Here is a 23,945-nt window from a genome sequence, read left to right as displayed (position 1 = left end):
CCGGCGCAGAAATGCTCTCTATTGCAGGTTTTTTAGGAGGTCGGCACGCGCAGGCCTTTCCCAGCTTTGGCTCAGAGCGCACCGGCGCGCCCGTGGTGGCTTACTGCCGCATGGACGACCATGAAATCCGCCTGCGTGAACCGGTCATGGAGCCCGATGCCATCATCATTCAGGACCCCACCTTGCTGAACCAGGTCGATGTGTTCAGCGGTCTCAAGAAAGATGGCTACATCCTGATCAATACCACCCGCACATTCCAGGAATTAGGTTTGGGCGAGTTCGTCAGGGACTTCCAACGCGACCATTTATTAACGGTTGGCGCGACCGAACTGTCCATCAAATACGTCGGGCGCCCAGTACCCAACGTGCCGCTACTAGGGGCCTTCGCCGCTGCGACTGGACTCATCACGCTCGACGCCGTGCAGGCCGCCATCAGTCAAAAATTCAAAGGCGCGGTCGCGCAGGGCAACCAGGATGCTGCTCGGGAGGCCTACGAAATAGTCAAACAACACACCGCAAAAAGGGAGGCCTACCATGCTTAAACAATGTGAAGGCTCGCATGCCGTGGCCCTGGCGGTTGCCATGAGCCGCCCCGAAGTCATTTGTGCCTACCCGATTTCACCGCAAACCCACATTGTGGAAGGCCTGGGCGAGATGGTGAAGTCCGGCGCGCTGGAGCGCTGTGAGTTCATCAACGTCGAATCCGAGTTTGCCGCCATGAGCGTGGCCATCGGCGCCTCGGCGGCGGGCGCACGCGCCTATACCGCCACGGCCAGTCAAGGCCTGCTGTTCATGGCAGAAGCGGTTTACAACGCCTCCGGGTTGGGCTTGCCAATTGTCATGACGGTCGCGAACCGCTCGATTGGTGCGCCGATCAATATCTGGAACGACCACACCGACAGCATGTCGATGCGCGATGCCGGCTGGCTGCAGATTTTTGCCGAGACCAATCAGGAAGCACTGGATCTGCACATCCAGGCTTTCAAGATTGCCGAGGAGTTGTCGCTGCCGGTGATGGTGTGCATGGACGGTTTTATCCTGACGCACGCCTACGAGCGCGTCGATGTGCCCGATCAGGCCCAGGTCGATCGGTTCTTGCCGCCTTACGAGCCGCGGCAGGTGCTCGACCCGAACGAACCCGTCACGATAGGCGCCATGGTCGGCCCCGAGGCATTTACCGAGGTGCGTTACCTGGCGCACGCCAAGCAGATGCAGGCGCTCGACCTGATTCCGCAAATTGCCGAGGAATTCAAGCAGATTTTTGGCCGCGACTCCGGCGGCTTGATCAAGACCTACCGGCTGGAAGACGCCGAAACCATCGTGATTGCGCTGGGCTCGGTACTGGGCACCATCAAAGACACCGTGGATGACATGCGCAACCAGGGCATCAAGATCGGCGTGCTCGGCATTACCTCCTATCGCCCGTTCCCCATCAACGCCATTCGGGATGCCACCGCGAACGCCAAGCGCATCGTGGTCATCGAAAAATGCTTTGCCGTGGGCATTGGCGGCATCGTGTCACGCGATGTGCGCAGCGCCGTGCGCAACCGGCCCCAACCCGTGCTCACGGTGGTCGCCGGCTTGGGCGGACGGGCCATCACCAAGGCCTCCCTGAACAAGTTGCTGCTCGATGCCATTGACGACAAGCTTGAATTGCTGACCTTTCTGGACCTGGACTGGGACATCGTCAACCGCGTGCTCGAACGCGAGAAGAAACAGCGTCGCTCCGGCCCGGTGGCCGAGGGCATTCTGCGCGACATCGGCACAGTGTCGTCAAGCATTGGCTAAGGGACAAACTCATGGAACAGACTGTAGTCAAGTTTTATCAAACCGGCACCTTTACCGTCGGCAACCGCCTGCTCGCACCCGAGCAACGAAGCGTGCAGGCCAACACCCAGCGCAGCAACTCGCTCAACTCCGGCCACCGCGCCTGTCAGGGCTGCGGCGAAGCACTTGGTGCGCGTTACGCCATTGACGCCGCCATGCAGGCCACCAACGGCCAGTTGATCGCGGCCAATGCGACCGGTTGCCTGGAGGTGTTCTCTACCCCCTACCCCGAAACCTCCTGGCAAATGCCCTGGATTCACTCGCTGTTTGGCAACACGGCGGCGGTGGCGACCGGCATCGCCGCGGCCATGCGCGTCAAGGGAAGGCATGACGTGCGGGTGGTCGCCCAAGGCGGTGACGGCGGCACCACCGACATCGGCTTTGGCTGTCTGTCGGGCATGTTTGAGCGCAACGACGATGTGCTTTATATCTGCTACGACAACGAGGCCTACATGAACACCGGCGTACAGCGCTCATCGGCCACGCCACCCGCCGCGCGGACGGCGACCACGATGCCGGTGGGACCGCACCCGGGCAATGAATTTGGCCAGGGAAAAAATGTGCCACAGATCGCCATGGCGCATGAAATCCCCTATGTAGCCACCGCCACCGTGGCCGACCTGCGGGATCTGGAATACAAGGTCACGAAAGCCATGTCGATGCACGGTGCGCGCTACATCCACATCTTTGTGCCTTGCCCGCTGGGTTGGGGCGCCGCCTCCCACGACACCATCAAGCTGGCCCGGCTGGCGGTGGAGAGTGGCGTATTCCCGGTGTTCGAAGCCGAGCGTGGCGAGGTCACGGGCGTGGCAAAAATCCGTCGCCAGGTGCCGATCGAGGATTACCTGAAGCCGCAAAAGCGATTTGCCCACTTGTTTGGCAAAACCCCTGACCTTGAAACCATCGCACGGCTGCAAGCCCGCGCCGACCGTAATATCCGCCGTTTTGGCCTGCTGGACTAATCAGTTGGGGACAGAACTGGCTCACGCTGTGTAGCTGCGGTCTGTCCCGCAAGGAGAACATTTTGGAAAAACCATTTGCAATCACATTGGACGTCGGCAGCTCGCTGGCCAACCACACCGGCTCCTGGCGCACCGAGCGGCCGGTCTATCTGAGCCGCATCCCGCCCTGCAACAACCAGTGCCCGGCGGGTGAGAATATTCAGGCTTGGCTGTTTCATGCCGAATCGGGCGACTATGAAAAAGCCTGGCGCGAGCTGGTCGAACACAATCCGTTTCCCGCCATCATGGGCCGGGTCTGCTACCACAGCTGTGAAAAAGTCTGCAATCGCGCTCAGCTCGACGCCCCTGTCGGCATCAATTCGGTGGAGCGTTTTCTGGGCGATGAAGCGATTGCGCTGGGCTGGAAGTTCAATCAGCCCGCATTGCTGTCGGGAAAAAAGGTATTGGTGGTGGGCGCTGGCCCGTCGGGCTTGTCGGCGGCCTATCAACTCGCGCGCCTGGGCCATCAAGTCACGGTGTTTGAAGCCGGCCCCATGCCAGGGGGCATGATGCGTTTTGGTATTCCTCAATACCGCTTGCCACGTCAGGTGCTCGACGCCGAAGTGCAGCGCATTGTGGATCTTGGCGTGAAGATTGAATACAACACCAAGGTCAGCAACGTCCTGCAAGCCAAGGAACAGGGCGGTTTTGACGCGGTCTTTCTGGCCGTTGGCGCCCACATTGCCAAGCGTGCCTACATTCCGGCCGGCGACTCGGCCAAGGTGCTCGATGCCGTGTCGGTGCTGCGCTCCATGGAGGGCGAAGACAAGCCGATGCTGGGCCGGCGCGTCATTATTTATGGCGGTGGCAACACGGCCATTGACGTGGCACGCACTGCCAAGCGGCTGGGCGCCACCGAGTCGATCATCGTCTACCGGCGCAACCGCGAAAAAATGCCCGCCAGCGACCTCGAAGTGGAAGAAGCGCTGCAAGAAGGCGTGATGATCAAGTGGTTGTCCACCATCAAGCAGGCGGGTGAATCGTCCATTACCGTGGAAAAAATGGCGCTCGACGACAAGGGCTTTCCACAACCGACGGGCGAGTTTGAAACCCTGGAAGCCGACTCCCTGGTGTTGGCACTCGGCCAGGACGTGGACCTGTCGCTGATTGAAGGTGTACCCGGTCTGGTGGTCAAGGACGGCGTGGTGGTGGTTGACAACCAGATGATGACCGGTCACGCAGGTATCTTCGCCGGTGGCGACATGATTCCGGCCGAACGCAACGTCACGGTGGCCATTGGGCATGGCAAGAAGGCGGCGCGCAATATCGACGCATGGCTCCGAGCTGAAGTCTATGCGGCGCCACCCAAGAGTGAGTTGGCCAGCTTTGACAAGCTCAACACCTGGTATTACAGCGACGCACCCAAGACGGTGCGCCCGATGCTCGACATCATCCGCCGTCAATCGACCTTTGAGGAAGTGCAAGGCGGTCTGGACGAGAGCACGGCCCTGTTTGAGGCGCGCCGCTGCCTCTCGTGCGGCAACTGTTTTGAATGCGACAACTGCTACGGCGTGTGCCCAGACAACGCGGTCATCAAGCACGGTCCTGGCAAGGGTTTTGACTTCAACTACGACTATTGCAAAGGCTGCGGCATTTGCGTCGCTGAATGCCCTTGTGGCTCCATCAAGATGGTGCCGGAAGATATTTGAAGGCTGGAGCTCAGCGTCCGGCGGGCTGCACCGGATGCAATAAATGGAAAAGGGACTTGGCCAGTTGGTCAAGTCCCTCTTTACATTTTGGTGGGCGGTGGAGGCTTCGAACCTCCGACCCTCGCAGTGTGAGTGCGATGCTCTACCCCTGAGCTAACCGCCCTGAATTCGATTCAGGAAAGCTTTGAATTATGCCTTATTTTCAGGCCGATTTGCGCCACACCGTCTTGTTGCCACAGGCTTTGTCAATCTGTTTGAGAACTTCATCATGCGCGGCCGCCTCCTGGTCGTTCGCTGCCAACACCGGCAACGCGACGCGGCTCAGGTCGATTTGCACAATCTGCAACCCCTGGGTCTCAGGCGCGCCAGCGTCCATCAGCAAGGCATCTTGCCCACGCGTCAGGTTGATGTAGACATCGGCCAGCAGCTCGGCATCGAGCAAGGCGCCGTGCAGGGCACGGCCCGAATTGTCCACACCGAGGCGATCGCACAGCGCATTGAGCGAATTGCGCTTGCCGGGGAACATTTCCTTGGCCATCACCAGCGTGTCCGTCACGCTGCTCACACATTCCCTGAAGTGGGGGCGCCCCAGCAAGGCCAGTTCCTTGTTCAGAAATCCCAGGTCAAAGGGTGCGTTGTGGATGATGATCTCGGCGTCCTTGACGTACTCCAGCAGTTCATCGACCACGGCTTCAAATTTCGGTTTATCCTGCAGAAACGCAGAGGTGATACCGTGCACCCGCAGCGCCTCTTCGTGGCTTTCGCGCCCGGGATTCAGGTAGAAATGCTTGTTGTTACCGGTGAGCTTGCGCTTGAACAGCTCAACACAGCCAATTTCAATGATGCGGTCGCCGTTCTCAAAGGACAAACCGGTCGTTTCGGTATCGAGAAAGATTTGACGCATGGCTAATGGTTCTCCTTGGCATGGTTGACGGAGTATTTGGGTATCTCCACCAACACATCGTGTTGCGCCAGGATGGCCTGGCAACTCAAACGTGACTGGGGCTCCAGACCCCAGGCGCGATCAAGCATGTCCTCTTCATTCTCATCCACTTCATTGAGCGATTCGAAGCCCTGACGCACGATGACGTGGCAGGTGGTGCAGGCGCAGCTCATCTCGCAGGCGTGCTCGATGTGAATGTGGTGGTCCAGCATGGCCTCACAAATCGAGGTGCCAGCCGGGGCCGATATCTCTAAGCCCTGCGGGCAATATTCGGGGTGCGGCAGTATCTTGATGACGGGCATGTTAGTTCTCTTTGAATGGGGGGCAGACCGTGGCGATGTTTCTGCCGGCCAAGGCCGTTTGAATGCCCCGGTTCATCCGCATGGCGGCAAAGGCCTCGGTGCCTTTGGCCAGCGCTTGCGTCGCCGCTTCGATCCTGGCCGCCTCTGGCAGCGCCAGCGTGGCGCGCACGGCGGCCATCAAGGCATCAATCGCGGTCAGGTCGGTGGCACTGAGCAAGTCGGCGTCGCCCGCCAAGGCACTTTGGGTCGCCAGCAGCATCCGATCGGCATCGACGCGGGCTTCAACCAGCGCGCGGGCCTGCATATCGGCTGCGGCCGTGGTGAAGCTGTCTTGCAACATCCGGGCAATCTGCTCATCGCCCAGCCCGTAAGACGGCTTGACATCAATGTGCGCCTCAACCCCGCTGAGCTGCTCGCGCGCGCTGACGCTCAAGAGTCCGTCGGCGTCGACCGTGAAGGTGACGCGGATGCGCGCCGCGCCCGCCACCATCGGCGCAAAGCCGCGCAACTCAAAGCGCGCCAGACTGCGGCAATCGGCCACCAGGTCCCGTTCACCCTGCACCACATGCAGCGCCAGCGCGGTTTGACCGTCCTGGTAGGTGGTGAAGTCCTGTGCCTTGGCGCTCGGAATGGTCTCGTTGCGCGGCACGATGCGCTCGACCAGCCCGCCCATGGTCTCGATACCAAGTGACAAAGGGATCACATCGAGCAGCAGCAAGTCGCCCCCGGCATTATTGCCGGCCAACTGGTTGGCCTGAATGGCAGCACCCAGGGCCACCACCTCATCCGGGTTGAGGTTATTCAAGGGTGCGCGGCCAAAAAATTGGGCCACGGCCTGCTGGATTTGCGGCATGCGGGTGGAGCCGCCGACCATCACCACGCCCTTGACCTCAGCGACGCTCAATTTCGCATCGCGCAAGGCCTGGCGCACGCAGCGCAAGGTGCGTGCGGTCAGACTGTGGGTGGCAGCCTCAAATTGCGCAATATTTACATCAAATAGTAGCTTAGCCCCCGTCAGGTCTGCATTTATAGCTACTGTATTTGAAGTGGTCAGCGCTTCCTTGCAGGCTCGTGCTGCTACTTTGAGCGCGGCCTTGTCGGTGGCACTGTGCACCTGCGCACCGGTCTGCGCCAGCACCCAATCGGCCAGCGCGTGATCGTAATCGTCGCCACCCAAGGCCGAGTCGCCGCCCGTTGCCACGACTTCAAAAACACCTTGGGTCAGCCGCAAGATCGAAATGTCAAAGGTGCCGCCGCCCAGATCGTAAATGGCGTAAACGCCTTCGCTGGCGTTGTCCAGACCGTAGGCAATCGCCGCCGCCGTGGGTTCATTGATGAGGCGCAGCACATTGAGACCCGCCAGTTTGGCCGCGTCTTTGGTGGCCTGGCGCTGCGCGTCGTCAAAATAGGCGGGCACCGTGATCACGGCGCCGTACAGATCGTCATCGAAGGTGTCTTCAGCGCGGTAGCGCAAGGTGGCCAAGAGGTCGGCACTGACCTCGACGGGCGACTTTTCGCCCTGCACCGTCTGCAAGGCCAGCATGCCGGGGTGATCGATAAATTGGTAGGGCAGCTTCTGCGCGCCAACGACATCCGGCAAACCACGCCCCATGAAGCGCTTGACCGAGGCGATGGTATTGACCGGGTCAAGCGCGAGCGCCGTTTGCGCCTCCGAGCCGATTTGCCGACCACCGCCCGCGAGATAACGCACCACCGAGGGCAAAATCACGCGGCCCTGCGCGTCGGCCAGGCATTCGGCGACGCCGTGGCGCACGCAGGCGACCAGTGAATGGGTGGTGCCCAGGTCAATGCCGACGGCAATGCGTCGCTGATGGGGATTGGGGCTTTGGCCGGGTTCGGATATCTGCAATAACGCCATGGGTCGTATTTCTGAAAAGAAGCGCCTATTGTCCCTGCTCGGGCAGGTCCATCTGGTCCAGGCGGGCGTGCACATCACGTTCGAAGCGCTCGATGAACATCAGCGCCCTCACCTGCTGCACCGCCTGCAGATAGTCCTGTTGCTGGTCCAGAAGATGCTCGCATTTTAATAGCTCATCACGCATAGCCAGCGTGACCTGGCGGCCCAATTCATCCAAATCCGAGAGGCTTTTGGCGTCATCGAGCGCTTCACGCCAGTCCATCTGCTGCATCAGGAACTCAGGCGCCATGGCGGTGTTGTTCTCTGCATTCACCGCAGCACCGTGCAATTCACACAGGTAAGCGGCGCGTTTGAGTGGGTCTTTGAGCCGCTGGTAGGCCTCGTTGATGCGCACCGACCACTGCATGGCGACACGCTGGGCGCTAGCGCCCTGGGCAGCGAACTTGTCCGGGTGTGCTTGGCGTTGCAGGTCTTTCCAGCGCGCGTCAACCGCCGCACGGTCTTGCGCAAATTGGGGCGCCAGGCCAAACAGCTCGAAATCGTTGGACTGGAGATTCACACCCGAAACGACTCGCCGCAGCCGCAGCGATCACGCTCTCTGGGGTTGTTGAACTTGAAGCCTTCATTGAGCCCCTCGCGCACAAAATCGAGCTCAGTGCCGTCCAGATAAGCAAAACTCTTGGGCTCGATCAGCACCTTGACGCCATGACCCTCAAACACCAGGTCTTCGGGTTCAATCGCGTCCACATACTCCAGCTTGTAGGCCAGGCCCGAGCAGCCCGTGGTCTTGACGCCCAGGCGCACGCCCACGCCCTTGCCGCGTTTGACAAGGTAGCGGCTGACGTGGCGGGCAGCAGCTTCAGTTAGCGTTACAGCCATTATTTATTTCGCTTATTGGTCAATGGAGGACAGAACCGGTTCGCTCTGCGTCAGGGCAGGCTGTCCCACAGGCTATTGGATGTGCTTTTTACGGTAGTCGTCGACCGCCGCCTTGATGGCATCCTCGGCCAGAATGGAGCAGTGGATCTTGACCGGCGGCAAGGCCAGCTCTTCGGCGATTTCGCTGTTCTTAAGCGCTGCGGCCTGGTCCAGCGTTTTGCCTTTGACCCATTCCGTCACCAGGGACGAGGAGGCGATGGCCGAGCCACAGCCATAGGTCTTGAAGCGGGCGTCTTCAATGATGCCGGTTTCATGGTTCACCTTGATCTGCAACTTCATCACGTCGCCGCAGGCAGGGGCTCCGACCATGCCGGTGCCGACCGACTCATCGCCTTTGTCAAAGGAGCCGACGTTGCGGGGATTCTCGTAGTGATCAATCACTTTTTCTGAATAGGCCATTTTGTATTTCCTGCTTAAATTCGTTGAACCGCTAAGCCACACATGCGTCAGGCCGAGACAAAGGTTGGCACATTTTGGTGACGCGCTTTAGTGGGCTGCCCACTGAATCGTGGATATATCGATGCCCTCTTTGTACATATCCCACAACGGACTCAAGTCACGCAACTTGGCAACATTGACCTTGATGGTCTCCACCGCATAGTCGATTTCTTCTTCGGTGGTCCAACGGCCAATCGTCATGCGCAGACTGCTGTGCGCCAGTTCGTCACTGCGACCCAGGGCGCGCAGCACATAGCTGGGCTCCAGAGACGCCGACGTACAGGCTGACCCGCTGGACACCGCCAAGCCCTTGATGCCCATCATCAAGGACTCGCCCTCGACATAGTTGAAGCTCATGTTGAGGTTGTGTGGCACACGCTTTTCGAGGTGGCCGTTGATGAACACCTGTTCGACATCTTTCAAGCCCGCCAGCATGCGGTCGTGCAGCGCCTTGATGCGGATGTTTTCGCCCGCCATTTCTTCTTTGGCAATGCGGTAGGCCTCGCCCATGCCGACGATCTGGTGCGTTGGCAAGGTGCCCGAACGCATGCCGCGCTCATGACCACCGCCGTGCATCTGCGCCTCGATGCGGATGCGTGGTTTGCGCCGCACAAACAAGGCGCCGATGCCCTTGGGGCCGTAGGTCTTGTGCGCGGTCAGGCTCATCAAATCGACCGGCAACTGGCTCAGGTCAAACTCAACCCGGCCCGTCGCTTGTGCCGCATCGACATGGAAAATGATGCCTTTTTCGCGGCAAATCGTGCCGATGGCGGCGATGTCTTGAATGACGCCAATTTCATTGTTGACGAACATGACGCTCGCCAAGATGGTGTCTGGCCGGATGGCGGCTTTGAACACGTCAAGATTGACCAGGCCGTCTTCCTGCACATCCAGATAAGTCACGGCGAAGCCCTGGCGCTCCAACTCGCGACAGGTATCCAACACGGCTTTGTGCTCGGTCTTGACCGTGATGATGTGCTTGCCTTTGGTCTGGTAGAAATGCGCTGCGCCTTTGAGCGCCAGGTTATCGGACTCGGTCGCACCCGAAGTCCAGACAATCTCGCGCGGGTCTGCACCCACCAGAGCCGCCACCTGCTCCCGCGCCTTCTCGATGGCGGCTTCTGCCTCCCAGCCCCAGGCGTGGCTGCGGGACGCCGGGTTGCCAAAGTGCTGGCGCAACCAGGGAACCAGGGCATCGACCACGCGCTGATCGCAGGGGTTGGTGGCGCTGTAGTCCATGTAAATCGGGAAATGCGGTGTCGTATCCATGGCGGGCTCGGTGCTGCTATTTTGAAAGGACTGAATTATCGACCGGCCAGAACTACACTTTTGAAAACGCGTTGCCCAAAGCAAATACGGAATTCGGTATGTTCATACGAATCGGCTTGATCGTCGGCATGTTGGAAATGGCACGTTTGAGCGTTGGTTTGTCCTCAATTAGCATCCCCTTGGCCAATTGGTCATCCACCAGCTTTTGCAGCGTGACAGAGTCCAAAAACTCCACCATTTTTGTATTCAATGAAGTCCAGAGGTCGTGCGTCATGCAACGCGCGCCTTCCCCCAGGCAATTTTCCTTGCCGGCGCAATGGGTGGCGTCAATCGGTTCGTCCACCGACGTTATGATTTCAGCGACCGTGATCTCAGACGGGCTTCTCGCCAGGGTATAACCGCCACCGGGGCCACGGGTGGATTCCACCAATTCATGGCGGCGCAGCTTGCCAAACAACTGCTCCAGATAGGACAGCGAAATCTGCTGGCGCTGGCTGATCGCCGCCAAAGTGACGGGGCCGTTGCTCTGGCGCAAACCCAAATCAATCATCGCAGTGACCGCAAAACGGCCTTTGGTGGTGAGACGCATCGCATACTCCTTGAAGCTGAATCGTACTTAGTTGACTAACAAGGTCGAGTATACCAATAAACCACCTGATTTACTCAGGTAATTAGACTGATCAGTATCTTTCTAGAGCCTTGCGACAGACGCGATGACCGCCAGGTTGTCACTGCCAGCCGCGCCAAAGGCCTGCTCCTTCAAAATCCCCAACTGATCGCGCACCCGGGCTGCCTTCTCGAACTCCAGGTTGCGCGCATGTTCCATCATCAACTTTTCCAACCGCTTGATCTCGCGCGAAACGTCTTTCTCGCTCATATCTTCCACTTGCGCCCGCTGCATTGCGTCACGCTCCAGTTTTTCGGCCTCCTTCCCCGCCTTTTCACTGTAGACCCCGTCAATCAAATCCTTCACCTGTTTGACGATTGAGCGCGGCGTGATCCCTTGCGCCAGGTTATGCGCCACCTGTTTGATGCGGCGCCGCTCGGTCTCACCGATGGCCTTTTTCATCGACTCGGTCACCTTGTCGGCGTACAAAATCGCGCGACCCTCCAGGTTGCGCGCGGCCCGGCCAATCGTCTGGATCAGCGAGCGCTCGGAGCGCAAAAAACCCTCCTTGTCGGCGTCCAGAATCGCCACCAGCGATACCTCGGGTATGTCCAGCCCTTCACGCAACAGGTTGATGCCGACCAGCACATCAAAAGCGCCCAGGCGCAGATCCCGCAAGATTTCGACCCGCTCCACCGTGTCAATGTCACTGTGCAGGTAGCGCACCTTGACGCCGTTGTCACTCAAATAGTCGGTCAACTGCTCAGCCATGCGCTTGGTCAGCGTCGTGATCAGCACGCGCTCGTGCTTTTCGACGCGAATGCGAATTTCCTGCAGCACATCGTCAACCTGGTTCACCGCCGGGCGTACCGCCACCTCAGGGTCAACCAGGCCGGTGGGGCGCACCAACTGCTCCACAACCTTGCCGGCGTGGTCTTTTTCCCACTGGGCGGGCGTTGCCGAGACAAAGATGGCCTGACGCATGCGGGCCTCGAACTCTTCAAACTTGAGCGGCCGGTTGTCCAGGGCGCTGGGCAGCCTGAAGCCATAGTCGACCAGCGTGGTCTTGCGCGAGCGGTCGCCGTTGTACATGGCACCGAACTGGCCGATTAAGACGTGCGACTCGTCCAGAAACATCAGCGCGTCCTTGGGCAGGTAATCGGTCAAGGTGGCCGGCGGCTCACCGGGGGCCGAGCCGCTCAAATGGCGTGAATAGTTCTCGATGCCCTTGCAGTGCCCCACCTCGCTGAGCATTTCCAGATCGAACCGGGTGCGCTGTTCAAGGCGCTGGGCCTCCACCAGCTTGCCCTGTGACACGAACTCCTTGATGCGATCAGTCAGCTCGATCTTGATCGCCTCCACCGCTGACAGCACCTGCTCGCGCGGCGTGACGTAATGGCTGCTGGGGTAGACGGTGAAGCGCGGAATCTTTTGGCGGATGCGCCCGGTGAGCGGGTCAAACAGTTGCAGCGACTCGATCTCGTCGTCAAACAGCTCGACGCGAATCGCCATCTCGCTGTGCTCAGCGGGAAAAATATCGATGGTGTCGCCACGCACCCGAAACGCGCCACGCGAGAAATCAACATCGTTACGTTGGTACTGCATGCGCACCAACTGGGCAATCATGTCGCGCTGACCCATCTTGTCGCCCGCGCGCAGCGTCATCACCATCTTGTGATACGCCTCGGGCTGGCCGATGCCATAAATGGCAGACACCGTGGCCACGATCACCACGTCGCGCCGCTCCAGCACGCTTTTGGTGCACGAAAGTCGCATCTGCTCAATGTGCTCGTTGATCGCCGAGTCCTTCTCGATGAACAGATCACGCTGCGGCACATAGGCTTCAGGCTGGTAGTAGTCGTAATAACTGACGAAGTATTCGACCGCATTTTTTGGGAAGAACTCGCGGAATTCGCTGTAGAGCTGCGCCGCCAGGGTCTTGTTGGGCGCAAACACGATGGCGGGGCGGCCCAGCCGGGCGATCACATTGGCCATGGTGAATGTCTTGCCCGAGCCGGTGACACCCAGCAAAATCTGGAACACCTCGCCGTCGTTCACCCCTTCAACCAGCTGGTTGATCGCCTCGGGCTGGTCGCCCGCTGGCGGATAGGGCTGATACAACTCGAACGGTGAGTTGGGGTAGCGCACAAAGATGCCGGGGCGCGACTGTTCAGAGTCGTCATAAGAAGCAAGAGCAATCGGGGTGGGTGCGGACATGACGTTGGGTTTCGGCAGGCTGGTTAACCAAGCATGTTATCCAATCGGCGCGAAACGTTCAGGCCAAGCCGCGATCGCGCGCTTGCCACGCCCGCCATGTGGCCCGGGTGACGGAAAAACCATCTGTAAAATACGGGTAAACCAGAATTGCACTCTTCCTTTCAGTCGCTTTCAACCCTTCATCCACCCACAACAGGAACTTGTCATGTCACTCTTCTCCGCTGTCGAAATGGCCCCGCGCGACCCGATTCTGGGTCTCAACGAACAATTCAATGCCGACACCAACACCAACAAGGTCAACTTGGGCGTGGGGGTGTACTTTGACGACAACGGCAAGCTACCGCTGCTTGCCTGTGTGCTGGCAGCCGAGAAAGCCATGATGGATGCGCCCAAACCCCACGGCTACCTGCCGATTGACGGCATTGCTGCTTATGACGCGGCCGTGAAGGCCCTGGTGTTTGGTGCTAACAGCGAGCCGGTCAACGGCGGGCGCGTCGCCACGATTCAGGCGCTCGGTGGCACCGGTGGCCTTAAGGTGGGCGCTGACTTTTTGAAGAAGCTCACCCCTGACGCCAAGGTGTTGATCAGCGACCCGAGCTGGGAAAACCACCGCGCGCTGTTCACCAATGCCGGGTTCACGGTAGAGTCCTACCGTTACTACGATGCCGCCACTCGCGGCCTTGACTTTGCGGGCATGCTGGCCGACCTGAACGCCGCCGCCGCCGGCACCGTGGTTGTGCTGCACGCGTGCTGCCACAACCCGACCGGCTATGACATCACCCCGGCTCAATGGGATCAGGTGATTGCCGTCGTCAAGGCGAAAAATTTGGTGCCGTTCCTCGACATGGCTTACCAGGGTTTTGGCTACGGCCTGAAGGAAGATGGCGCGGTCATCGGCAAATTTGTCGCTGCTGGACTGCTGTTCTTGGTCGCCACCTCTTTTTCAAAGAGCTTCAGCCTCTACGGCGAGCGCGTCGGCGCCCTGTCGGTGCTCTGTGAAGACAAGGAAGTAGCCGCTCGCGTCCTGAGCCAGCTCAAGATTGTGATTCGCACCAACTACAGCAATCCACCCACCCACGGTGGCGCCATCGTGACCGCCGTGCTGAGTACGCCCGAGCTGCGCGCCCTGTGGGAAAAGGAGCTGGGCGAAATGCGCGTGCGCATCAAGGCCATGCGCCAGAAGCTGGTCGATGGCCTGAAAGCGGCCGGCATCAAGCAAGACATGAGCTTTATCACGCAGCAAATCGGCATGTTCAGCTACTCCGGCCTGTCCAAGGACCAGATGGTTCGCCTGCGCAATGAATTTGGGGTCTATGGCACCGACACTGGCCGCATGTGCGTGGCGGCACTCAACAGCAAAAACATTGACTACGTCTGCGCGTCGATTGCCAAGGTGATCTGAGTTTATCCAAAACTTTAGACAAAATAGCTGCTGAGCCCGCGTAGAACGGGCGTAAGCAGCTATTTTTTTATAGCAACAGCATTGCCGGCATGAAATCCATCAACATCATTGGCGCCGGTCGGGTAGGCAAGACACTGGGCCGGGCCTGGCACAGCAGCGGCGCTTTCTGTGTGCAGGATGTGCTGACGCGCTCGCTGGCATCGGCTGAGCACGCGGTGGCCTTCATCGGGGCCGGTCGCGCGGTGACGGTGCTGGCAGCGATACGTCCGGCCGATGTGTGGATGCTGGCGGTGCCCGATGGGCAGATTGCAGAAACGGCCGCCGCGCTGGCGAAAGCCGTCACCCGCCGGGCCAAGGCCGGTCAGGCCGCCCCGGACAAACCAAGCACCATCGCCTTTCATTGCAGCGGCGCACTCGCCGCTGCCGAGCTGGCGCCGCTGCGCGAGCTCGGCTGGCAACTGGCCAGTGCGCACTGCCTGCTCAGCTTTGCCGACCCCACCGCCGCGCTGCAGCAGTTGGCAAGCACGCCCTGCGCACTGGAAGGAGACCCGCTGGCACTCACCGCGCTGGAGCCTGCGTTCGAATCCCTTGGCGCCCGCTGCTTTGGGCTCGCGGCCGAACACAAGCTGCTGTACCATGCCGGCGCCGTGTTTGCCACCAACTTTTTGCCAGTACTGCAAGACCTGGCGCAGCAGTTGTGGCAGGGCAGCGGCATGCCCACCGAGGTGGCGACGTAGCTTAACCGCACCTTGCTGCACAACGCGGTCGACAACCTGCTACTACTGGGCCCCGCTGGCGCCCTGACCGGCCCAGCCGCCCGCGGCGACACGGCGCTCGTGCAGCGCCAGGGAGAAGCGGTCGCGCAGTGGAACGCCACGGCAGGCGAGGCCTACCGGTCACTCAGTCAGCTGGCAGCCAAACTGGCCGCCAGCTCTTGATGGCCAGTTGACCGAATGCGCGCTGGGCACGCACATCCAGCAGCAGCGGTGAGGGTTTATCGGCACTTCAAGATCAATCTATTGAGCGAGGTCAATCTTCCGGGGAGCTACGGGTAAACCCGTCAGTTATGATTAAACATTGTTCTTGACTCTCTAAGGAAAGCAATGTCTGCCTGGTTTTCATATGTTTTTATTGGCGTGTTTGTCGTTCTTTCCAGCACGGCCCTCTTCTTCTTCGCGCTGACGCGCGGCACCCTCATCGTGCGCGGCGCGATGGGTCGGTCGCAAGACCCTGCAGCCCACGTCTACCCCCTTTACTCGAACATGCGGTTGATCAAACTCATCGATTTTCAGCCGATCATTGCCGCCATCCTGCTTTTTCAATACGACCGGCTGGTCTCTACGATTACCAATGGCCTGCATCACACTGATTTGCGCGGCAAAAAAGTGCTCATCACGTCCTGCGCGTTTGGCAATGTCATTCCGCGTGTGGTCACCGCTGCGGTCAAATCAGGCGCGCAGCGTGTGCTGATTGCCGACATCATCAAGAACGAACTGGTGCATGCCAACAGCAAAATGCCAGAGTTCGCCGGAAAACTCGAGTTTTTGCAGGAGAATGCCACCGCCATGAAGCAGCCGGACGAATCGGTGGACGCCAATGTGATGTTTTTGTTGCTGCACGAGTTGCCGCACGAGCTCAAGGGCAAGGCCCTGAGTGAAGCCATGCGCGTCCTGACCCCCGGTGGCAAGCTGTACCTGGCCGAATTTCATCGGCCGGAGCTGTGGGTGCTGCGTGCGCTGAGCTGGACTTACTTCAAGGTGTTCGAGCCGCTGGGCCTGGCGCTGTGGGATTCACATGACCCGGTCAAGCAACTCGAAGCCCTGGGCGGTGTGACCTGTGAACGCCGCACCGTGTTCTTCGGCAACTTCCAGGTCGTGACCGCCACCAAAAACCCCAGGCCTTGAGGTTTTCGGCGCGCCGGGTAGCCCCGGCGCTTACATCCGCGATTACTTCAGCGCTTTGAACCGCATGCGATGCGGTTTGGCGCCTTCTTCACCCAGACGCTTGCGCTTGTCTGCTTCGTATTCCTGGTAGTTGCCGTCAAAGAAGGTCCACTGGCTGTCACCCTCGCAAGCCAGGATGTGCGTGGCAATCCGGTCCAGGAACCAGCGGTCATGGCTGATGACCATGAGCGAACCGGCAAACTCCAGCAAGGCATCTTCCAGCGCCCGCAAGGTTTCCACATCCAGGTCGTTGGACGGTTCATCGAGCATCAGCACATTGCCGCCGGCAATCAGCGTCTTGGCCAGGTGCAGGCGCCCGCGTTCACCGCCTGACAAGGTGCCGACGCGCTTTTGCTGATCGGCACCGTTGAAGTTGAAGCGCCCGCAATAGGCGCGGCTGGCCATCTGGAACTTGCCAACATTCAAGATGTCAAGGCCGCCCGAGACGTCCTCCCAAACGGTCTTTTCATTGGCGAGGTCATCGCGGCTTTGATCGACAAACGCCATCTTGACGGTCGAGCCAATCTTGACTTCGCCGCTATCAGGTTTTTCCTTGCCGGCGATCATGCGAAACAGAGTTGACTTGCCCGCGCCGTTAGGGCCAATAATGCCCACGATGGCACCGGCCGGCACCTTGAAGCTCAGGTTGTCAATGAGCACGCGGTCACCAAAGCCCTTGCTGACATTGATGAATTCGATTACTTCATTGCCCAGACGCTCGGCCACGGGAATGAAAATTTCATTGGTTTCGTTGCGCTTCTGGTATTCAAAATCAGACAGTTCTTCAAAGCGGGCCAGACGGGCCTTGCTCTTGGCCTGGCGTGCCTTGGGGTTCTGGCGTGACCATTCAAGCTCTTTCTTGAGGGCCTTGGCGCGGGATTCCTCGCCTTTTTGCTCCTGCTCAAGCCGCGCCTGCTTCTGCTCCAGCCAGGCGCTGTAGTTGCCTTTGTAAGGCATACCGGCACCCCGGTCGAGTTCCAGAATCCACTCGGCGGCATTGTCCAGAAAATAGCGGTCGTGGGTGATGGCCACCACGGTGCCGGGGTAGCGCTTCAAAAACTGCTCCAGCCAGTCCACTGATTCGGCGTCCAGGTGGTTGGTGGGCTCGTCGAGCAGCAGCATATCGGGCTTGGACAGCAGCAGACGGCACAGGGCGACCCGGCGCTTTTCGCCCCCGGAGAGCAAGCCGACCTTGGCTTCCCACGGTGGCAGGCGCAGGGCGTCGGCCGCAATCTCCAACTGATGCTCGGTGTCGGTACCGGTGCTGCCAATGATCGCTTCCATGCGGGCCTGCTCTTCGGCCAGCGCGTCAAAGTCTGCATTTTCGTCGCCGTAAGCCGCGTAAATTTCTTCCAGCCGGGCTTTTGCCTTGAACACATCACCCATGCCGGCTTCCACGCTTTCGCGCACCGTCTGTTCGGGGTCGAGCTGCGGCTCTTGTGGCAGGTAGCCGATGTTCAGGCCCGCCATCGGGATGGCTTCGCCTTCAAACTCCTTGTCGACCCCGGCCATGATCTTGAGCAGGGTGGACTTTCCGGAACCATTGGTTCCGAGTACGCCAATCTTGGCGCCAGGGAAAAAGCTGAGGGAAATGTCTTTGAGAATGAACTTTTTCGGCGGAACAATCTTGCCGAGGTGGTTCATGGAGAATACGTATTGAGCCATGTGTCGTGCGGGTATTTCTGAATGGAAACCCGACATTATCGACGCTTCGCCCGGAACCGCGCCGCCACCCGCTTAGATTAAGGCTGTTGCTCAGCCCGACCCAGGTCGTTTTGCAGAGCCGTCTGGGCCACGGCATCAAGCGCGTTGTCAACCACATGACCATCTGAAATGAAGCGGACTCTGCCCCTCATCCTCAGGCGCTCCATGGTACGTCGCGACATCGAATGTGCCACGCCGCCGCGGGAAATAAACATGAACAGAGTCCGGTGTGGACTGGCCCAAGTCAATTGCGCACGCAGCCATACATCATCGACAATCAGTTCCACCCAAGCCCCCGGGTTCAGCTCCTGCGCAGACCAGGGGCGCTGAACGTCTGCATCCGATGAAGGCTGAACGTCAGTCACCAGAGAGGAAAATTCCTGGGATTCGTCATCGGCGCCCCAAAGACCCTCTGTATCCAGCACGTCAGGCATATCCATCAAGCTGGCGCCATTCAACCGGTCCCCAGTGGCCTGGGCCGTCGACCCTGCGGCACTGGCACCGGGTGCCAGGCGGCGCCCTTCAAATGCTTTCTCATGCAAAGTGATCAAGGCGTCAAACAAGACCGGAATGCGTTCGTCCGGATAGCCAATCAGCTGCAGTCCGTGGCGCAACTTGACTAGCAGGTCCGGCACCAGTTGCACCAGTCTGACCTGGTTGCGTTGGGTTAACCGAGGTTGGACGCTCCAAAGCAGATCATCCACCAGCGCCAGATAACCGCCGGGGTCAGTGCTGCCATCGGCACATCCCAATTGCGACTCTGCCACCACCTGCGCCCAAGGTCCACGCAGAAAATCACCCACCAACTCTGGGATCTGCTTGCCCTGTTGCCGCTCCTGAAACTCAGTGGTCAGCCGCTGCGCCAGCAAGTTCCTTTGCTCCACATGGAGCAACGCGCGCGCAGCTTCTTCGTGTTGTTGCCGTTGCTCGGCCTCGTCCAAAGCCCAACCTGCTTCAAGCTGTTTCCCCACCTGGGCAAACGATACAGCATCGCCATCGCCGCCAGTCAAAACGCCAACGGCCCCTGAAACAGACGCCAGGAACCGGTAAAACCCGTCATCATTTTCAGAGCCATAGCCCAGACTGCGGTGTGTCAGCCGGTCCAGAAACTGGCGCGCCGGATGCTGACGTTCGCTAAAAAACCGGGGATCGGATTCAGAGAGCATCAACAGCACTGGCTCCAGCGTCTTGATGAGTGCACGCACTTCTCGCAGCAGTCTTTCATCTTGCATCAGGTTTTCAATCATCAGTCGCACAACTTCGGCACCCAGTTGCTTGCCCAACTGTTTGCCCTGCGTCGGCTCACGCACGACCGTCTGAGCGCCTGCCGTTACCGGCGCACTTGGGCCCGCGGGCAGCCTCGCGCGCTGCGCCAGACGCTTTATCATGGGCTCAATCAACTTCATGTCTTCCAGCGCGTCATAGCAGGCGGGCACCGTGTGCAGAAAATCCCGCGCGCCCGGGTTGCCTTGCGCAGCATCAAGCTCGCCCGAAAGCAACCGGCGCAGTTTGTCAAGCGTCACCAGGGTGCGCGACACCGCAGTCTCGGCGCCCTTTCCGGCCGCTGCACGCCCACCCGGCAAAGCACCCACGGGCGAGGCGGGCTCGATGCCTTGCGAACGCAACCAGTTGCAGACTTCACGGTAAAGCTGACGCAGACTTACCCCCAGCAATCCTGCGGTCGGCGTAATGAGCGCTGCTCGCGCCTGCTCGTCGGGCGCATGCTCAGCCAAGCTGGCCTGCAGCGCTCGCACAAAAGCGTCGGGTTTCAGTGGATTGAGCTGGGGCTGCACCGTAATCCAACCCAGCATGCTGCTGACCAGTGCGTTCAAGGCCGGGAGCTGGTCATCGACACAGCGGGTCACCTCCTGCTGTGCCATCGCAAATTCAATGCTGGCATCAATTTGGTGAGCGTCGAGTTGCTGCAAATCGTCAAAACGCAACAGCGCATGGGCCGAGTTCTGTTGGGAACCGGTGTTGTACAAGCCATGTTGCAGTTGGGCTTTGAAAGTGGCTTTGATGGTTGCGGACTGCATACACAGCAGATCAGTGACGGCTTTGCTGACAGCAATATGTTGGCCAAAAGAGCGTTTGCTCTTCGGCGTGGCGGCGGCTACAGCCAAACCCTCCAGCACATCATCCATCAGGTCATCGGCCTGCATCAACACCACTTCCAGACAGTCCTTCAGGGAGGGGCGACCACTGGACTGATCGTGCACCATGCCGATGCGTCGAAGCAGAAATTTCTTCATCAAGAATGGCTCTCCCATCGAAAAATTTGATTTATCGACCCGATTCTCCCTGTTGCCAACCCGTGTCGGCGGTCGCGGTAACAGACTGTTTCGAATCCCTCTGGATTGACAATCCACACGACCATTTGCTGAAGTCAAGGGGGCTGGCCTAGGACGTGTCAACTCATCGAATTGGATGATGCCATAGGCAAATGTCCAGATCGTGCGACAATAGCGCAGTTGCGGAGCGTCAGTTGCCCGCCACGCCAGCAACTTGCTGGGAACCGAAGCCCCGCGCAAACGTTCACCCTTTGTACCCCATCTGCCTTTGACTGATTCAGTGCTTCAAGCACCGAGCAGGCCGATGCCACAGCGCCCAGGATAGGCGCCAAACCATGAAATTTGAAGAACTAAACTTGGCTCCGGCCATTATCAAAGCCGTGCTTGAGCAAGGCTACGAGACCCCCACGCCGATTCAGGCGCAAGCCATTCCGGCTGTGCTTGACGGGCACGATCTGCTCGGCGGCGCTCAAACCGGCACCGGCAAGACGGCCGCCTTTGTGCTGCCCATGCTGCACAAGCTGAGCCAGACTGAAGCACCGCGCAACAAATTCGGCGGCCTCGGCATTCGGGCCCTGGTATTGACCCCCACGCGTGAACTCGCCGCGCAGGTCGAAGAAGCCGTCCAGACCTACGGTAAATACGTCGAGCTGAGCTCAACCGTCATTTTTGGCGGCGTCGGCATGAACCCGCAGATCAGCCGCGTCAAAAAAGGCGTGGACATTCTGGTGGCCACGCCGGGCCGCTTGCTGGACTTGCTGCAGCAGGGCGTGCTCGATTTGGGCCAGGTGCAAATGCTGGTGCTCGACGAAGCGGACCGCATGCTCGACATGGGTTTCATCCATGACGTCAAGAAGGTCCTTGCCGTGGTGCCCAAAGACAAGCAGAGCCTGCTGTTCTCGGCCACTTTCAGTGAAGAAATTCGCGACCTCGCCGCCACGCTGCTCAAGAGCCCGCTCACCATTCAAGTGACGCCGCGCAACACCACCGTGCAGCGCATCACGCAATTGATTCATCCGGTCGGTCGCGGCAAAAAGAAGGCGTTGCTGGCGCACATCATCCAGGAGCACAACTGGAGCCAGGTGCTGGTATTCACCCGCACCAAGTTTGGTGCCAACAACGTGGCCGAATTTCTGACCAAGAACGGCATCAATGCCATGGCCCTGCACGGCAACAAAAGCCAGGCAGCGCGAACCCAGGCGCTGGCCGGGTTCAAGAGCGGCGACATCCGCGCCCTGGTCGCCACCGACATTGCCGCGCGCGGCATTGACATCGATGACCTGCCGCATGTGGTGAACTACGACATCCCCAACGTCTGCGAAGACTACGTGCACCGCATTGGCCGCACCGGGCGCGCCGGAGCCGATGGCGCTGCCGTCAATCTGGTGTGTCTGGACGAAGAAGGCTTCATGCAGGCGATCGAGCGCTTCACCAAGCAGGATATTGAAGTCAAGATCATTGAAGGCTTCATGCCCGAGCCCGGCGAGCAGGCCGAGCCGATCGCCATGGGTCGCCAGACGATCTGGGGTGGCGCGGGCAAGCCGCCGAGCCGCGACGTCATGCAGGCAGCGGCCAGAAACGCACGCACCGAAATGCTGCAGCGCGTACGCGAAAGCAAGGGGCCGCAGGCTGAACGCGGTGGCCGTCCCGGTGGCCGCAGTGGCGCCGGTGGTGGCCGAAGCGGCGGCGGCGGTCGGGGTGCAAATGGCGGTGGAGAGCGCTCAGCTGAGCCGCGCAGTTACGCCTCGACAGAACCACGCAGTCACGCAACAGCCGCCGAACAGGCCGTGCGCAGCCCCGGCCAGCGCCCCTCGCAGGGACGCGGCGGCAATGGGGGTGGTTACGGCGGCGGCAACCCGGCGCCGTCGCGGTCGCCATCGGGCCAACCCGATCCGATGCGTACCAGTGTCGACATGATGGCCGAACGCGGCGCGCGCCGCGGCGGCGGTGGTTTTGGCGGTGGCAACCGCACGGGAGGTTCTTATGCGGGATCAGGTGGTCGCTCCGGCGGCGGCGCGGGTGGCTTTGCTGGCGGGGGCAACGGGTCTCGTGGGCCAGGCAGTTCTCGCGGCTCTTTTAACCGATAAGCGCTATGCGGCGGTCCACTGTGTGGGCCGCAGGGCGTTGACGCCCCAACACCCGAAAGTGTTCAGCCACGTGGCGGATTTCGCCACGCTGTCTGCGCTACCGGGCATCGATCATGTGGACGACGTCTTTATTGCGCTCGGCACCACGCTCAAGGTGGCGGGTAGCCAAGCCGCCTTTCGTGCGCTTGATTTTGAGGCTATTGTGGCGCTAGCCCGCGTCGGTAAAGCTTTGGGTGCTACAAAATTAGCTGTTGTCAGCGCCCTGGGTGCCGACCCGTCATCCCGGGTGTTCTACAACCGGGTCAAGGGCGAGATGGAGCAAGCCGTCAGCCAACTGGGCTACCCGGTGTTGGTGATTGCCCGGCCGTCGCTGCTGAGCGGTGACCGCGACGCCCTGGCGCAAACCGCCCGTCCTGCAGAAAAGCTGGGCTTGTTCGCCATGGCGCTCCTCAAACCCCTGATTCCCGCCAACTACCGGCCGGTTGCGGCCACGCAAGTCGCGAGTGCCATGCTCAGCGCCGTCCACGACACCGAACGCGGCACGCGCGTTCTAAGCTCGGGTGAGATGCAGGCAATCAAGTCAGTCTGAGACCCCAGGCCGCCCTGGCACCGGCGCCTACCGCGAGACCCACGGTCCAGAACACGACCGACACCCCCACCACCGCACCGACGGTGCCAAACAGCATCGGCATCAGCACGCTCGACGCGTTGATGCTCATCATGCGCAGACCGAGCGCTTCACCATGGCGCGCCTCCGGCGTGATCTGGTGCAGAGTGCTCATGATCATGGGCTGTACCGAGCCCAGTGCCAAGCCCAACAGAACGGAACACGCGCCCATCGCCAGCGGGGTCGTCATCAGGGGATAGACCGCAAACAGCGTCGCAGTGCAGACCATGGCAGTGGTCACCACCGCCCGCTCCGACGCCCGCGCTGCCAACAGCGGCAGCGCCACCCGCACCAGCGTGGCCGCCAGCGCAAAACCGGCCAGGATGGCGCCGATCACCGAGGCACTGAAACCGCGCTCATGCCCCAATACCGGCACCACCAGCGTGTGTACATCCCAGCAGGAGGACAGCAGCCAGTTGACCAGCATCAGGCGCCGCATCAAGGGCTCCCGAAACAAATCCCAGGCCCGGCCGCGAGTGGCACCCGCCTGCTGCACCACTGGCGGCAATTCCTGCGTGCGGCGCACCCACAACCAAGTGGCAAGGGGCAGCAAGGCCAGGCAGAAGAAGGTCAGTCGAAAGCCGCTGTAGTCGATCAGCAATCCTGCCGCCATGGGACCGACAAAATTCGCCACCGCCGGGCCGATGGAGAGCCAGCTGAAGAATTTTCTAAGCTCTGTCGTGTTCTGCGCTGAGCGCCCGACATGGCGCTGCAACGTGATGGCAGCCACACCCGTAGCACCACCGGTCAGCAAGGCGCTCAGGCAGAGCACCGCAAAGA

20 protein-coding genes, 1 tRNA gene and 1 pseudogene are annotated in these 23,945 nt (G+C 60.1%); 9 read left to right on the top strand and 13 right to left on the bottom strand.

Annotated features, from left to right (window positions below):
• From GZ093_RS13870 to GZ093_RS13855, 4 genes are all read left to right on the top strand, one after another.
• Positions 1-542: 2-oxoacid:acceptor oxidoreductase family protein (locus GZ093_RS13870; RefSeq protein WP_296486839.1), on the top strand; the 542-nt coding region annotated here is incomplete at its 5' end.
• Entirely contained in the window at positions 535-1,788 is a 1,254-nt protein-coding gene (locus GZ093_RS13865; RefSeq protein WP_296486837.1) for a transketolase C-terminal domain-containing protein, read from the top strand. The genes GZ093_RS13870 and GZ093_RS13865, both read left to right, overlap by 8 nt.
• 11 nt (positions 1,789-1,799) lie before the next feature.
• Positions 1,800-2,789 carry a thiamine pyrophosphate-dependent enzyme gene (locus GZ093_RS13860; protein WP_296486835.1) on the top strand — a complete coding sequence of 330 codons (990 nt, stop codon included), beginning with the start codon at positions 1,800-1,802 and terminating at the stop codon, positions 2,787-2,789.
• 62 nt (positions 2,790-2,851) lie between these two features.
• The gene (locus GZ093_RS13855) at positions 2,852-4,477 is read left to right on the top strand and encodes an NAD(P)-binding protein (RefSeq protein WP_296486833.1); all 1,626 of its coding nucleotides are present in this window, start codon (positions 2,852-2,854) and stop codon (positions 4,475-4,477) included.
• An 88-nt stretch (positions 4,478-4,565) separates the two neighbouring features.
• Here GZ093_RS13855 and GZ093_RS13850 read toward each other — a convergent pair.
• The 10 genes from GZ093_RS13850 to uvrB form a co-directional block, all read right to left on the bottom strand.
• A tRNA-Val gene (locus tag GZ093_RS13850) sits at positions 4,566-4,640 on the bottom strand.
• Positions 4,641-4,679: 39 nt separating this feature from the next.
• A complete protein-coding gene (gene dnaQ, locus GZ093_RS13845; protein ID WP_296486831.1) occupies positions 4,680-5,381 on the bottom strand; it encodes a DNA polymerase III subunit epsilon in 702 nt (233 codons plus the stop codon).
• A 2-nt stretch (positions 5,382-5,383) separates the two neighbouring features.
• Positions 5,384-5,722 carry an ISC system 2Fe-2S type ferredoxin gene (gene fdx / locus GZ093_RS13840; RefSeq protein WP_296486829.1) on the bottom strand — a complete coding sequence of 113 codons (339 nt, stop codon included), beginning with the start codon at positions 5,720-5,722 and terminating at the stop codon, positions 5,384-5,386.
• Position 5,723: 1 nt separating this feature from the next.
• Positions 5,724-7,601 (bottom strand): Fe-S protein assembly chaperone HscA, encoded by a 1,878-nt coding sequence (gene hscA, locus GZ093_RS13835; protein ID WP_296486827.1) that lies wholly within the window; start codon positions 7,599-7,601, stop codon positions 5,724-5,726.
• 25 nt (positions 7,602-7,626) lie between these two features.
• Positions 7,627-8,160: a Fe-S protein assembly co-chaperone HscB gene (hscB, locus tag GZ093_RS13830; RefSeq protein ID WP_296486825.1), complete on the bottom strand. Its 534-nt coding sequence runs from the start codon at positions 8,158-8,160 to the stop codon at positions 7,627-7,629.
• Positions 8,157-8,480 carry an iron-sulfur cluster assembly protein IscA gene (iscA, locus tag GZ093_RS13825; protein ID WP_296486822.1) on the bottom strand — a complete coding sequence of 108 codons (324 nt, stop codon included), beginning with the start codon at positions 8,478-8,480 and terminating at the stop codon, positions 8,157-8,159. Before iscA ends, hscB begins: the two co-directional genes overlap by 4 nt.
• Before the next feature lie 72 nt (positions 8,481-8,552).
• On the bottom strand, positions 8,553-8,939 hold the full coding sequence (gene iscU / locus GZ093_RS13820; RefSeq protein WP_296486821.1) for a Fe-S cluster assembly scaffold IscU: 387 nt from the start codon (positions 8,937-8,939) through the stop codon (positions 8,553-8,555).
• A gap of 87 nt (positions 8,940-9,026) precedes the next feature.
• The gene (locus tag GZ093_RS13815) at positions 9,027-10,247 is read right to left on the bottom strand and encodes an IscS subfamily cysteine desulfurase (protein ID WP_296486820.1); all 1,221 of its coding nucleotides are present in this window, start codon (positions 10,245-10,247) and stop codon (positions 9,027-9,029) included.
• 52 nt (positions 10,248-10,299) lie between these two features.
• Entirely contained in the window at positions 10,300-10,836 is a 537-nt protein-coding gene (locus GZ093_RS13810) for a Fe-S cluster assembly transcription factor (RefSeq protein WP_296486818.1), read from the bottom strand.
• A 102-nt stretch (positions 10,837-10,938) separates the two neighbouring features.
• Positions 10,939-13,071, bottom strand: coding sequence for an excinuclease ABC subunit UvrB (gene uvrB / locus GZ093_RS13805; protein ID WP_296486816.1), 2,133 nt, complete (start codon positions 13,069-13,071; stop codon positions 10,939-10,941).
• Between the two features lie 205 nt (positions 13,072-13,276).
• Between uvrB and GZ093_RS13800 the strand changes: the two genes are divergently transcribed.
• The 3 genes and pseudogenes from GZ093_RS13800 to GZ093_RS13790 all read left to right on the top strand — a co-directional run bounded on the left by GZ093_RS13800 (position 13,277) and on the right by GZ093_RS13790 (position 16,377).
• A complete protein-coding gene (locus tag GZ093_RS13800; protein WP_296486813.1) occupies positions 13,277-14,473 on the top strand; it encodes an amino acid aminotransferase in 1,197 nt (398 codons plus the stop codon).
• Between the two features lie 89 nt (positions 14,474-14,562).
• Positions 14,563-15,411 (top strand): annotated as a pseudogene (locus GZ093_RS13795) (DUF2520 domain-containing protein).
• Positions 15,412-15,576: 165 nt separating this feature from the next.
• On the top strand, positions 15,577-16,377 hold the full coding sequence (locus tag GZ093_RS13790; protein WP_296486811.1) for a class I SAM-dependent methyltransferase: 801 nt from the start codon (positions 15,577-15,579) through the stop codon (positions 16,375-16,377).
• Between the two features lie 42 nt (positions 16,378-16,419).
• Here the strand turns inward: GZ093_RS13790 and ettA are convergent, their stop codons facing one another.
• Positions 16,420-18,081 carry an energy-dependent translational throttle protein EttA gene (ettA, locus tag GZ093_RS13785; protein WP_296486809.1) on the bottom strand — a complete coding sequence of 554 codons (1,662 nt, stop codon included), beginning with the start codon at positions 18,079-18,081 and terminating at the stop codon, positions 16,420-16,422.
• A 77-nt stretch (positions 18,082-18,158) separates the two neighbouring features.
• Positions 18,159-20,372, bottom strand: a complete 2,214-nt coding sequence (locus GZ093_RS13780; protein ID WP_296486808.1) for a DUF1631 family protein — start codon at positions 20,370-20,372, stop codon at positions 18,159-18,161.
• A gap of 374 nt (positions 20,373-20,746) precedes the next feature.
• On the opposite strand from GZ093_RS13780, the gene GZ093_RS13775 reads away from it, so the two are divergent.
• Together GZ093_RS13775 and GZ093_RS13770 are read left to right on the top strand one after the other, a co-directional pair.
• The gene (locus GZ093_RS13775; protein ID WP_296486806.1) at positions 20,747-22,498 is read left to right on the top strand and encodes a DEAD/DEAH box helicase; all 1,752 of its coding nucleotides are present in this window, start codon (positions 20,747-20,749) and stop codon (positions 22,496-22,498) included.
• A 58-nt stretch (positions 22,499-22,556) separates the two neighbouring features.
• Complete coding sequence (locus GZ093_RS13770; protein ID WP_363260793.1) at positions 22,557-23,087, top strand: nucleoside-diphosphate sugar epimerase; 531 nt, start codon at positions 22,557-22,559, stop codon at positions 23,085-23,087.
• On the opposite strand, the gene GZ093_RS13765 is transcribed toward GZ093_RS13770, so the two are convergent.
• The coding region (locus tag GZ093_RS13765) for an MFS transporter (RefSeq protein ID WP_296486804.1) at positions 23,074-23,945 on the bottom strand (872 nt) is incomplete at its 5' end. The genes GZ093_RS13770 and GZ093_RS13765 overlap by 14 nt on opposite strands.

Source organism: Rhodoferax sp., assembly GCF_010365055.1.
GTDB lineage: Bacteria > Pseudomonadota > Gammaproteobacteria > Burkholderiales > Burkholderiaceae_C > Rhodoferax.
This window is presented reverse-complemented; position numbering and strand designations above follow the sequence as displayed.

What these genes read in the sequence shown, in the direction of transcription:
- GZ093_RS13865 (WP_296486837.1), top strand. Translation starts at nt 535, where the DNA reads ATGCTTAAACAATGTGAAGGCTCGCATGCCGTGGCCCTGGCGGTTGCC.
- GZ093_RS13860 (WP_296486835.1), top strand. Translation starts at nt 1,800, where the DNA reads ATGGAACAGACTGTAGTCAAGTTTTATCAAACCGGCACCTTTACCGTC.
- dnaQ (WP_296486831.1), bottom strand. Translation starts at nt 5,381, where the DNA reads ATGCGTCAAATCTTTCTCGATACCGAAACGACCGGTTTGTCCTTTGAG.
- fdx (WP_296486829.1), bottom strand. Translation starts at nt 5,722, where the DNA reads ATGCCCGTCATCAAGATACTGCCGCACCCCGAATATTGCCCGCAGGGC.
- hscA (WP_296486827.1), bottom strand. Translation starts at nt 7,601, where the DNA reads ATGGCGTTATTGCAGATATCCGAACCCGGCCAAAGCCCCAATCCCCAT.
- iscA (WP_296486822.1), bottom strand. Translation starts at nt 8,480, where the DNA reads ATGGCTGTAACGCTAACTGAAGCTGCTGCCCGCCACGTCAGCCGCTAC.
- iscU (WP_296486821.1), bottom strand. Translation starts at nt 8,939, where the DNA reads ATGGCCTATTCAGAAAAAGTGATTGATCACTACGAGAATCCCCGCAAC.
- GZ093_RS13815 (WP_296486820.1), bottom strand. Translation starts at nt 10,247, where the DNA reads ATGGATACGACACCGCATTTCCCGATTTACATGGACTACAGCGCCACC.
- GZ093_RS13810 (WP_296486818.1), bottom strand. Translation starts at nt 10,836, where the DNA reads ATGCGTCTCACCACCAAAGGCCGTTTTGCGGTCACTGCGATGATTGAT.
- uvrB (WP_296486816.1), bottom strand. Translation starts at nt 13,071, where the DNA reads ATGTCCGCACCCACCCCGATTGCTCTTGCTTCTTATGACGACTCTGAA.
- GZ093_RS13800 (WP_296486813.1), top strand. Translation starts at nt 13,277, where the DNA reads ATGTCACTCTTCTCCGCTGTCGAAATGGCCCCGCGCGACCCGATTCTG.
- GZ093_RS13790 (WP_296486811.1), top strand. Translation starts at nt 15,577, where the DNA reads ATGTCTGCCTGGTTTTCATATGTTTTTATTGGCGTGTTTGTCGTTCTT.
- ettA (WP_296486809.1), bottom strand. Translation starts at nt 18,081, where the DNA reads ATGGCTCAATACGTATTCTCCATGAACCACCTCGGCAAGATTGTTCCG.
- GZ093_RS13780 (WP_296486808.1), bottom strand. Translation starts at nt 20,372, where the DNA reads ATGAAGAAATTTCTGCTTCGACGCATCGGCATGGTGCACGATCAGTCC.
- GZ093_RS13775 (WP_296486806.1), top strand. Translation starts at nt 20,747, where the DNA reads ATGAAATTTGAAGAACTAAACTTGGCTCCGGCCATTATCAAAGCCGTG.